Source organism: Neisseria sp. 27098_8_112 (genome assembly GCF_041433235.1).
Taxonomy (GTDB): domain Bacteria; phylum Pseudomonadota; class Gammaproteobacteria; order Burkholderiales; family Neisseriaceae; genus Neisseria.
In genome coordinates this window covers 129,441-140,971 of the sequence record NZ_JAPWBB010000007.1, presented here as the reverse complement: position 1 = coordinate 140,971, position 11,531 = coordinate 129,441, and the positions used below count along the sequence as shown (strand labels likewise).

Annotated in this window: 9 protein-coding genes; 4 read left to right on the top strand and 5 right to left on the bottom strand. The window is 50.0% G+C overall.

Features of this window, described 5'->3' with window-relative positions; translation table 11 throughout:
* Nucleotides 1-228: 228 nt before the first annotated feature.
* Both uvrB and O3682_RS06405 read left to right on the top strand, forming a co-directional pair.
* On the top strand, nt 229-2,256 hold the full coding sequence (gene uvrB / locus O3682_RS06410) for an excinuclease ABC subunit UvrB (protein ID WP_371509103.1): 2,028 nt from the start codon (nt 229-231) through the stop codon (nt 2,254-2,256).
* Nucleotide 2,257: 1 nt separating this feature from the next.
* Nucleotides 2,258-3,358, top strand: a complete 1,101-nt coding sequence (locus O3682_RS06405) for a DUF4238 domain-containing protein (RefSeq protein WP_371509101.1) — start codon at nt 2,258-2,260, stop codon at nt 3,356-3,358.
* Between the two features lie 47 nt (nt 3,359-3,405).
* Here the strand turns inward: O3682_RS06405 and O3682_RS06400 are convergent, their stop codons facing one another.
* From O3682_RS06400 to O3682_RS06380, 5 genes are all read right to left on the bottom strand, one after another.
* Complete coding sequence (locus O3682_RS06400) at nt 3,406-3,615, bottom strand: hypothetical protein (protein WP_371509099.1); 210 nt, start codon at nt 3,613-3,615, stop codon at nt 3,406-3,408.
* Nucleotides 3,616-3,695: 80 nt separating this feature from the next.
* Nucleotides 3,696-4,466, bottom strand: coding sequence for an exodeoxyribonuclease III (gene xth, locus O3682_RS06395; RefSeq protein WP_063068344.1), 771 nt, complete (start codon nt 4,464-4,466; stop codon nt 3,696-3,698).
* Nucleotides 4,467-4,632: 166 nt separating this feature from the next.
* On the bottom strand, nt 4,633-4,911 hold the full coding sequence (locus O3682_RS06390; RefSeq protein ID WP_371509097.1) for an ArsR/SmtB family transcription factor: 279 nt from the start codon (nt 4,909-4,911) through the stop codon (nt 4,633-4,635).
* A gap of 402 nt (nt 4,912-5,313) precedes the next feature.
* The gene (locus O3682_RS06385) at nt 5,314-7,095 is read right to left on the bottom strand and encodes an extracellular solute-binding protein (RefSeq protein ID WP_371509096.1); all 1,782 of its coding nucleotides are present in this window, start codon (nt 7,093-7,095) and stop codon (nt 5,314-5,316) included.
* 99 nt (nt 7,096-7,194) lie between these two features.
* On the bottom strand, nt 7,195-8,397 hold the full coding sequence (locus tag O3682_RS06380; protein WP_070607346.1) for a YihY family inner membrane protein: 1,203 nt from the start codon (nt 8,395-8,397) through the stop codon (nt 7,195-7,197).
* A 98-nt stretch (nt 8,398-8,495) separates the two neighbouring features.
* Here O3682_RS06380 and wrbA point away from each other — a divergent pair, with 98 nt between their 5' ends.
* Nucleotides 8,496-9,101, top strand: coding sequence for an NAD(P)H:quinone oxidoreductase (gene wrbA / locus O3682_RS06375; RefSeq protein WP_004520937.1), 606 nt, complete (start codon nt 8,496-8,498; stop codon nt 9,099-9,101).
* Between the two features lie 211 nt (nt 9,102-9,312).
* Complete coding sequence (locus O3682_RS06370; protein ID WP_371509093.1) at nt 9,313-11,490, top strand: TonB-dependent siderophore receptor; 2,178 nt, start codon at nt 9,313-9,315, stop codon at nt 11,488-11,490.
* The last annotated feature ends 41 nt before the right edge of the window (nt 11,491-11,531 follow it).

Below are 11,531 nucleotides of genomic sequence, written 5' to 3'. Positions count from 1 at the left end.
GGCCTTTTATGGGGTGATAATAGAGTGGAAAGGAGATAAGAAAGTAAAAAGGACGTGCACAGGCACGTCCCGGGAGAGGGTAGTTTAATTGTCCAGCTAACACAACCAACCTCAGTTAGCTAAGGAAGGAGAAGAAATATTTAGTCTTATCAGATTGGCACACTATCAATTTTCAGACGGCCCTTTGTTATAATCTTCTCTTTTCCTGAACATAAAACAGGCCGTCTTATGGAAGTCATCCAATACCCAAATTCCCCCTTCAAACTCCACCAACCCTTTCCGCCCGCAGGCGACCAGCCCACCGCCATTGCCGGCCTGCTCGAAGGACTTTCAGACGGCCTTGCCTACCAAACCCTTCTCGGCGTAACCGGTTCGGGCAAAACCTACACCATGGCGAACGTCATTGCGCAAAGCGGCCGTCCCGCCATCATCATGGCGCACAACAAAACCCTTGCCGCCCAACTCTACGCCGAAATGCGCGAGTTTTTCCCCGAAAACGCGGTGGAATATTTCGTCTCCTACTACGACTATTACCAACCCGAAGCCTATGTGCCCAGCCGCGACTTGTTCATCGAAAAAGACAGCGCGATCAACGAACACATCGAGCAGATGCGCCTTTCCGCCACCAAAAACCTGATGACGCGCAACGACGTGATTATCGTCGCCACCGTGTCCGCCATTTACGGTATCGGCGACCCGACCGAATATCAACAAATGGTGTTGTCCGTCAAAGAAGGCGACACCATCGAGCAGCGCGACATCATCGCTACGCTCGTTTCCATGCAATACGAACGCGGCGATTTGGACTTCAAACGCGGCAGCTTCCGCGTACGCGGCGACGTGATCGACGTGTACCCCGCCGAAAGCTCCGAAAACGCCTTGCGCATCAGCTTGTTCGACGACGAAATCGACCGTCTCGATATGTTCGACCCGCTTTCAGGCAGCCTTATCCAGCGCGTCGGCCGCTACACCGTCTTCCCGTCCAGCCACTACGTTACCCCACGCGACACCGTCTTGCGCGCCTGTGAATCCATCAAAGAAGAACTGCGCGAACGCATTGAATTCTTCGCCCGCGAACAACGCCCCGTCGAACAACAACGCATCGAACAGCGCACCCGCTTCGACCTCGAAATGCTCTACGAAATGGGTTTCTGCAAAGGCATCGAAAACTACTCCCGCCACTTCTCCGGCAAAAAAGAAGGTGAACCGCCGCCCACGCTGATGGACTATCTGCCCGACAACGCCATCATGTTCATTGACGAAAGCCACGTTACCGTAACCCAAATCGGCGGCATGTACAAAGGCGACGCCTCGCGCAAGCAAAACCTCGTCGATTACGGCTTCCGCCTGCCTTCCGCCCGCGACAACCGCCCGCTCAAATTCCACGAATTTGAAAAAGTCATGCCACAAACCATCTTCGTTTCCGCCACCCCCGCCAAATATGAAGAAGAACACGCCGGACAAGTCGTCGAACAAGTCGTCCGTCCCACAGGGCTGGTCGATCCTCAAATCATCATTCGTCCCGTCGCCACCCAAGTCGATGACTTAATGAGCGAAATCAACGACCGCATCCAAAAAGGCGAACGCGTGCTCGTTACCACCCTCACCAAACGCATGGCGGAGCAACTCACCGACTATTACAGCGAACTCGGCATCAAAGTGCGCTACCTGCACAGCGACATCGACACCGTCGAGCGCGTTGAAATCATTAGGGATTTGCGGCTCGGCCTGTTTGACGTACTCGTCGGCATCAACCTCTTGCGCGAAGGTCTCGACATCCCCGAAGTCTCCCTCGTCGCTATCCTCGACGCCGACAAAGAAGGCTTCCTGCGCTCCCACCGCAGCCTGATTCAAACCATAGGCCGCGCCGCACGCAACGTGAACGGCGTTGCCATCCTGTACGCCGACAAAATCACCGACTCCATGAAAGCCGCCATTGACGAGACCGAACGTCGCCGCGAAAAACAAATTAAATTCAATGAAGAACACGGTATCGTACCGCAACAGATTAAAAAACAGGTTAAAGACATCATCGACGGTGTGTACCACGAAGAAGACGGCGGAAAAGGCCGTCTGAAAGGCAAAAACAAGGTTAAAGTCGGCGAAATCCACAACGAAGAAGACGCGATTAAAGAAATCGCCAAACTGGAAAAGGCTATGCAACAGGCGGCTAGGGATTTGCAGTTTGAAGAAGCGGCTGTGTTAAGGGATAGGATACGCGGGATTAAGGAAAGTTTGTTGTTTGGAAGTGAGTAAAATGGATATTAAACGTAGGCATCATTATGTACCTAGATTTTATTTATCAGGCTGGGAAAATAAAAAGAAAATCTATGTGCTATTGGATAATGAAATTAAACAAATGAAAGCAAAAGGAGTTTTGTTTGAGCAAAACTTTAATGAGTTACCTATTTTTAATCAAAATCAAAGAAGTTTCTTTTGGAATGTATTATGTAAAAAGTATGTTGAATTTAAAAACCCCGCAATGCAATCAGCAATAAAAATTGTTAATAATATATTAGATGTTGAATTTAATTTACAACTTTCATTAATAAAATGTATTGATGAATTAGAAGGAATAACCAATAATAGTAACTTGAATAAACAAATTTTGGAATATAGAGCAAATTTAATTGAGGATTATCTATCTAGATATGAAGATAAATGGGCAATTGTCTTACAAAAGTTAAAGAATAATAGAACTAATGAGATAGAAAAATTGGATTATGCAGATTATGAGGATTTGTGCTCATTTATTGCTTTCATGTTATGCAGAACAAAGTTTATGAGAGATAATCAATTAAGATTAATTAAGCATGGATTAAGTGAGCAAAATAGTATTGTATTATCAGACGAAGAAATTAATGGAATATTGTTAATTTTTTTGAATTTTATCATGCCTGCTCAAATTACTAACTCATTTCTTAATGAAAAAATAATTTTTACTTTGATAAAAAATACTTCTGATATGAATTTTATTACTAATGATAATCCTGTAAGGAATATAAAGTTTAACAAAAATTTAAAAGATACGGAATTTCTTGTTCCAATTTCACCTAAAATACTTTTAAAAGCTGAAATATTGTTTGATGACGAGGTGGTAGATTACTTAAATGAAGAATTTAAGGATGACAAAGTTAAAATGCAAAATTGGATGGAAAATCTGAATGACACTAAGTCAAGCGACTTTCCAAGATCAACTGGAAAATCTATATGCAATTATTTGCTATTTCAAGAAAGCTGTGATGCATTTAAAGTGCGAGAAGTGAATAAAATGATCAATGATAAAAGACACTATTTTATAGTGGGTTATCAAGAGTCAGATTTGGAAATTTTTATTTCAGATGAAGCAAACAAGTAAACATAGCATGGGTCATGTAGTAAGTAAGCATCGGGCATGTGGCTCTGTCACGCACGCCATCCCCAATCACCCAAAACCACGTGCGTGGCAGAGCAAGCCGTAGCCTGCATCCCCACCAACCGCACGCGTGGCTGCGCCATACACCCTCTACCTGCGGACGGCACAAACTTTAAAACCGAGGTGTAGGGTGTGTGCGGTACGCACGCACGCGTTTTTTGCTGTTCAAACCATTGTTTCCAACTTTCAGACAATCTCAAACGTCGTCTGAAAACCTCTTAGCGCAAAGGCCGTCTGAAATCCAGTTTTCAGACGGCCTTATTTTTCTTAATTCAAAATGTTAGCAGTCAAACTCGGCAATAACCGGCGCATGGTCGCTGGGGCGTTCTTGGGCGCGGGTTTCTAGGTCGACGGTGACGTCGGTAAGGGTGGCGGCGAGTTCGGGGCTGCTGAGGATATGGTCGATACGCAGGCCGAGTTTGCGTTGGAACATGGCGCCGCGGTAGTCGAACCATGTGTAGAACGCGCCTTCGGGGTGGATTTTGCGGAGGCTGTCGGTCAGGCCGAGGTCGAGCAGGGCTTTAAACCATTGTCTTTCGATGGAGGAGCAATGGATTTTTTCGTGCCATTTTTCGGGGTCGTAGCAGTCGGCATCGGCCGGGGCGATGTTGAAGTCGCCGAGCAGAACGAGTTTGGGGTGAACGGCCATTTCTGCGCGGACGAACTCGGTCAGTGCGGCAAACCATTGTTCTTTGTATTGGAATTTTGGGCTGTCCAGTGCTTCGCCGTTGACGCAATAGACGTTGATGACGCGTACGCCGTTGATGGTGGCGGCGATGACGCGGCGTTGCGGGTCGTCGGGAAGGGCGGGAAGGCCGCAATGTACGTCTTGCGGTTCGTGGCGGCTGATGATGGCGACGCCGTTATAGGTTTTTTGGCCGCTCCAGACGCAGTGCCAGCCCATCATTTGCAGGGCGGCGGCCGGGAATTTGTCTTGGTCGAGTTTGAGTTCTTGTAAGGCGAGTATGTCAGCTTGGTGGTCGGCCAGCCAGTTTTGTACTTGGGGCAGGCGGACGTTGAGGGAATTGACGTTCCAAGTGGCGATTTTCATGATGTTTCCGTGTGTGCTGTTGGGTGTGAAGGCGGCGGATGGCGCCTGTGGGCATGGGCGGTATTGTATAGCGGATTGATTTATTTTTCGATATGGGTTGAAAGTGGAGGCCGTCTGAAAGCTGATGTTTCAGACGGCCTTGTTGTTGTGATGTGGAATAATTTGTTTATTCGGCTGAGTCTTTGAGCGTGCGCAGAGTATTGAGGATGGTGGCGGCTTCTTCGGAGATGAGGCGGTATTCGATGATGCGGTGGTAGCGCGTGAAATCGATGATACCTTCGGTGCGCAGGCGTGCGAGGTGGTTAGCGATGCCGGTCGGGGAGGAGCCGAGTGCTTGTGCCAGTTCGGTAATGCTGCGGTCGCCGTCCAGCAGCAGGAAAAGGATGGCCATGCGTTCGGGGTTGGCAATCAGTTTGAGAATGGTAGACAGACGTTTGATTTTCATGTTTTTGTTCCTTTTATTATATGAACGCTTGATATTGGTTAAATTGGGATGATTGTAGTTCTTATTACGATTATTCTTATAATTCAAAATCTTAAGTTGGAAGTGTACACGGTTTTGTAAATTTTGAGGGTATTGTGTTGCAATTTTTTTGTTAATTTTTGATATTTTGTTTCGGTTGCGAAACTGAATTGAAAAGAGACGAAAAGGCCGTCTGAAATGTTCCGTTGCAGATGATTTTGCTGACGGATTTTTCAGACGGCCTTTGATTTGGCTTTAAGTTGTTTTTTCTTTTGCGGTTATTTGTTTTGGATGAATTAATTGGTTTTAAACGAATAATGGGTTTCTATGCCAAAGGCTACGTGTCGGGGGGCTTGGCCGCTTGAGCGTGTTGTCGAAATGCGACTACTTTTTCTTCCAGCCTGCGGTCATGGCGAAGGTGATGGGATCGTAGTATTTCGGCAGCTTGGACGGAATGCCTACATCGTTACGGTACACGACGCGGTAGCGGTCGGCGAACCAGTTTGGAACGATGGTGTATTGGTGGCGGATCAGTCGGTCGAGCGCGCGCGAGGTGGTTTGCAGCTCTTGGCGGTTGGTAAAGCTGTTGAAATGGGTCAGCAGTTTTTCAACCGCGGGATGGCAGACGCCGGATAGGTTGCGGCTGCCTTCGGTTTTGGCGGCGGCGCAGCTGAAGTAGTCGTATTGCTCGTTGCCGGGACTTTCGCTGTTGCCGTAGTAGCCGGTGGTTACGTCAAAATCGAAGTCGTTCATGCGTTTTTGGTACACGGCGGAATCGGCGGTGCGCACGTTCATGGTAATGCCGATTTTGGCGAGGTCGCGCTGCCATTTGGCGGTAATGCGTTCGTAGTTTTTGCTGGGGGCTAGGAATTCAAAGGTCAGCGGTTTGCCTTGTTTGTCGACTGCTTTGCCGTTTTTGTATTGGTAGCCGCCTTTTTCAAGCAGGGCGCGTGCTTTGAGCAGGTTTGGGCGCACGCCCAGTTTGGGATCGGTAACCGGCGGCATAGGGACGTCTTGATCTAATACGCCATCGGGCAACTTGGCGCCCAATGATTTGAGCAATGTGGTTTCCGCGCTGTCAGGCTTGCCGGTTGCGGCCATGGTGCTGTTGGTGAAGAAGCTGTCGGTGCGGCGGTATGCGCCGTAGAAGATGCGGCTGTTGACGCTTTCGTAGTCGAAGCTTTCAATCAAGGCGCGGCGGACGTAAATATTGTCCAAGGGCTTGTGGCGCATATTGATGACGAAGCCTTGCATGCCGGCTGTGCTGTTTTGTATCCATTCGTGTTTGGACAGATTGCGTTTTTTGAGGACTTCGTCGGAGTAGGCGCGCGCCCAGTTGCGGGCGACGTTTTCTTGTACGAAGTCATATTGGCCGCCTTTTAACCCTTCGATGCGGACAACTTCGTCTTTGACGTATTTGATGCGGATGTGGTCGTAGTTGTAGCGGCCTTTGCGCACGGGCAGATTTTGCGCCCAGTAGTTTTTGTCGCGGACAAACTCGCTGATGCGGCCGTTTTCGGCTTTAGCAAAACGGTAGGGGCCGGAACCGATGGGCAGGCTGTTGGGAGCGGCGGCCAGGCCTTTGGGATAACTTTTATGCGAGAAGACGGGCAGGCTGCCGAGAATCATGTGTAATTCTGAGTTGCGCTGTTTGAAGCGGAACACGACGGTGCGATCGCTGGGCGTTTCTACTTTGGCCACGTCGCTCCAGTAGAAGTGGTACATGGGGGCGGCGGCTTTGTCTTTGGTCAGGATGTTAAATGAAGCGGCAACGTCTTTGGCCAAAACGGGGTCGCCGTTGTGGAATTTGGCTTTAGGGTTGATTTTGAAGGTAACGGAAAGACCGTCAGGAGCCAGGGCGATGTCTTCGGCAATCAGGCCGTAAACGGCGTAAGGTTCGTCCATGCTTTGCTCGGTCAGGGTGTCGAGCGTCAGCATGCTGATGCCGTATTCGTGGTTGCCTTTGAGGGTAAAGGGGTTGAGCGTGTCAAAAGCACCGAGGAAAGGCGTGGTAAATGAGCCGCCTTTTGGGGCGTTGGGATTGACGTATTCGAAAGCGGTGAAGTTGGCCGGATATTTGGGTGGTTGGCCAAGGCCTACGCCGTGGGCGGCAAAGGCGGCAGATGGAATCAAACCGAGCAGAGAGAGTAGGGCTGGTGTTTTCATCTATTTTTCCTTGTAGGTCGAATGTAGTATTCAGTAGTGTGCCGATTATAGCAAAGGCCGTCTGAAACTTGATATTTTTGGTTTCAGACGGCGTTAGGTTTAAGAGGATTGCTTTTTCGTATGGGCGCCGAACTCGGCAAGCGTCATGTTCAAGGTTTCCAAGCAGGGCTGCATGATGTGGTCAACCGTTTGATTGACCTTGTCTTTATTAAGCGTTTGCGGACGGTAGACAAAGAGTTTGAACAGCTCTGCCAAGTCGATGGACTCCGCGCCCATTTTCAAGACCCAGCCCTGACGGCCGGAATAGACATAACCGTGTCGCGCCAGTTTTTCTAAAAGCTCGCCCAATTCGTCAAAGCCCATATTGATATGCCGTCTGAATTCCTGCACCGGCAACGCCTTGCCGTTTTGTTGGGCAGAATCGAGCAGCAGCAGGATTTTCAATACATCGTCAAAGCGGCCGCGCGCATCCAGACTGCGGCGGAATGCTTCGCCGCGCCAGTAGGAGAGGGACGAGGTCAAAACCGCGCCGCCCAATACCAGCGTCCACAATAGGTTGAGCCACAACAGGAAAAACGGTACAGCGGCAAATGCGCCGTAAATCGATTTGTAGCCGTCAAAGTTGCCCATGTACCAAGCGAACAAAAAGCGTGCCGTTTCCAAACAAAACGCCGTTACAGCCGCGCCGACCAAAGCATGGCTGGCAGGCACAAAACGGTTGGGCACAAAGCGGTATAAACCCCACAGCAGCACCGTAATAAATGAAACTGTAGTGATAACCCTCAGCCATTCCGAGCCGCCCACTACTTGCACCTGACCGATTACGACCGACAAGCCCACACCCAAAGACAAAGGCCCAAACGTCAGCAACGCCCAATACACCAAAAACTGCATCATCCAAGGCCGTTGCGAATTGACGCGCCAAATCCGGTTGAACGCATTGTCTATCGTCCGAATCAGCATCAGCGAGGTTACGACCAACATCACACTGCCGATGGCCGTCAGCTTGGTGGCCTTATCGCGGAACGCATTGATGTAGTCAAACACCATGTCCGCACCCTGCGGCACAATGGTGCGGTTGATAAAAGAGACAAATTCCCCCGACCATTGGTCGAAAACGGGGAAGGCCGAAGCGATGACGACCATCACCGTCAACACGGGCACCAAAGCCAAAAGCGTCGTAAACGTCATGCTTGCCGCTACCTGCGGCACACGCTCCTCATCAAAACGGCGCACGACAAACCAAGCGAACGCCACGCCTTTACTCTTTAAAAAACCTTGCCACCATTGCGAAAACGGCATAACCTTTTCCCACTTTTGAATAGAAATTTTTCTTTTCAGACGGCCCGAGTATTTAAAAGGCCGTCTGAAACCTGACAGCATTGTAACGGAAACCCCAAATGAACCCAAATCCTCTGAAAATCCTCGTCCTCTTTTATTCCCAAAACGGCAGCACACGCAACCTTGCCCGCCAAATCGCACGCGGTATCGAAAGCGTGGACGGATGCGAAGCCGTGTTGCGTACCGTTCCCAAAGTTTCCACCGTTTGCGAAGCCGTTGAAAAAGCCATTCCCGACGAAGGCGCGCCATACGCGACTGCCGACGACCTCAAAAACTGCGCCGGCCTTGCGCTCGGCAGCCCGACACGTTTCGGCAATATGGCCGCCGCGATGAAATACTTTATCGACGGAACCATTCCCCTTTGGCTCGGCGCAGAACTCGTCGGCAAACCTGCCACCGTATTCACCAGCACATCTTCTCTGCACGGCGGCCAAGAAAGCACCTTGCTGACCATGATGCTGCCCCTGTTGCACCACGGCATGGTCATCAGCGGCATTCCATATACCGAGTCCGCGCTCAGCAATACCCAAAGCGGCGGCACGCCTTACGGCGCAAGCCATGTTTCCGGCCACGACAGCAAGCCGGCATTGACTGCCGAAGAAAACGATATTGCCTTCGCACAAGGTAAACGTTTGGCAGAATTGGCAAGAAAATTGGCAGACTGATTGCCTTATCATAAAAAGATTAAGGCCGTCTGAAAACCTGATGATGCGGGTTTTCAGACGGCCTTTTTAGTTAATTAGGACTAGATTAAAAATAAATATTTTGAATTAAACGAACTACTTAGAAAATAGTGATTGGAACATAGTTTCATCGGACTACATCTTTTTGATAGAATCTGCGACCAAATTGAAAGATAAGCTAATTGGAGAGGCTATGTCACTACCTGTATTTCCCTATGGCAAATTAAGCTTTGCCGTCAGTCTGGCGCTGTGTTCGGCGTATTCTTTCGCGACCGAAGTAGAAAATACCCAGCCGCAAGAACGTGTCGATTTACCGACAGTTACCGTCCAAGGTGTCGGAAAACAGACTACTTCCAACTACACCATTCCCGTTTCCTCTGCCGCGACAGGCATCCGCCTGACCCAGCGCGAAACGCCGCAGTCCTTGTCTGTCGTTACCGAAAAACAAATGGACGACCAAGGTTTGGATACCTTGCAGGACGTGTTGAAACAAACACCGGGCGTGTTCCACAGCAAAATGGGCAACAACGTATCCGGCCACAGCCAATTTATTTCACGCAGTCAGGCGATTGACAGCATTTCCGTGGACGGCGCGCCCAAATTCCTTTACGACGGTAAAGCCATCCGCCGCGGCACCAACAATCTGGACAGCACGTTGTACGAACAAGTCGTCGTCGTACGCGGCGCAAGCGGTTTGTCCAACGGCGGTATGGGCGAGCCGGGCGGTACGGTTGCTTTGGAACGCAAAAAACCGACTGCTAAGCCTGCCGTCAGCGTGGAAGCCGGTGTCGGTTCGTGGAACCACTACCGCTTCGTCCTTGATGCCAATCAGCCTTTGAATGCAGACAATACCTTGCGCGGCCGCGCTATTTTGGTTAGCGACCATGGAGGCGATTACCTGCCGAACACATCGCGCCATAATCACACTTTCTACGGTACGTTGTCTTACGATATCACGCCGCAAACCGAATGGCGTCTCGGTACGGAAATACACCGTTTCCGCAATACCGGCAGCTCGCGTTTCAGCTATCTGACCGCAGCAGGTTCGCGCCGTACTGGATTCATACCGTTTGAGTCTTCGCCGCGCAGCAATTCTTCCGCGCGCTGGGCATACGGCAAAGACACCAGTGCCGAAGTATTCACTTCCCTCAGCCATGAGTTTGACAACGGCTGGAAACTGACAGGCGATTACAGCCATGTTTTGGGTAAAAACGACATCGTTTCAGGCATTGCCGGTACATTTGAAATCAATCCCGATTACTCTGCACTTTTCACTTCAGACCGCGACCGCAGCAAATACCGCGATCAGAATTTTGCGCTGGCCTTGGACGGCAATTATCCAGCGCTGGGCCGCTCGCACGAGTTCAATGTCGGTATCAGCTATCAGGACAACAAAGAAAACCTTTCTTTCTATGAAGAAGGCGAGTCGATGATTCCTGATTTGCGCCTCTTTAACGGCAACATCGCCAAACCCGATATGCCATATCTGCGCGATGGATTTTCACGTATGAAAAACCTGTCGGTTTACGGCTCGACCCGTTTCAAACTGACCGACAAACTCGCCTTTATCGGCGGCAGCCGTTTTGTGGATTGGCGTTACCGTTACAGCACCAGTCGTAACAAATTCGCACACAGCAGCCACAAACAAAACGTTTTCATTCCTTATTTGGGCGTAACCTACGACATTGGCGACAATCTGACTGCCTATGCGTCTTACACCACCATTTTCCGTCCGCAAGTGCGTTACCTGACCAAAGACGGCGCGGCGCTCAAACCACAACGCGGCAAAACCTACGAGACCGGTTTGAAAGCGTCATGGTTTGAAGGCCGTCTGAATGCTTCCGCCTCCGTCTTTATGAACAAACGCGACCATTTGGGCGTGGTTGCAGGCAAATTCGCGAATGGCGAGGAATACTACCGCGCAGCCGACAACACCACAACAAAAGGCGTGGAGCTCTCTATCGGCGGCCGCCTGAGTGATAAATGGCTGCTGAATGCGTCTTATGCACGTTCTAAAATCAAAGACAGCGAAGGGGTTCAACTGCATCCGTCTTATCCGGTTCATTTGTTCAAACTCTTTACCGCGTATGACGTAACCGACCGTTTGAACCTGGGTGCCAACGTCAACTGGCAAAGCCGCAGCCATACGCTGGACGAATACCCTGCAGACATCAATCCGGCCGCCGCCGCCGCATTGACCCAACGTCCGTACGCAACGCTGGACTTGACCGGTCATTACAAAATTGGCAAATCCACCCGCATCAGTTTGGACTTTGAAAACGTGTTTAACAAACGCTATCGCACCATGCCGGATATTCACGTTTACGGCACGCCGCGTAGTGTGACTGCAACGGTTAAACATACGTTCTAATTGAAAAGAAAAGTAGGACAGGCCGTCTGAAAACCTGAGTG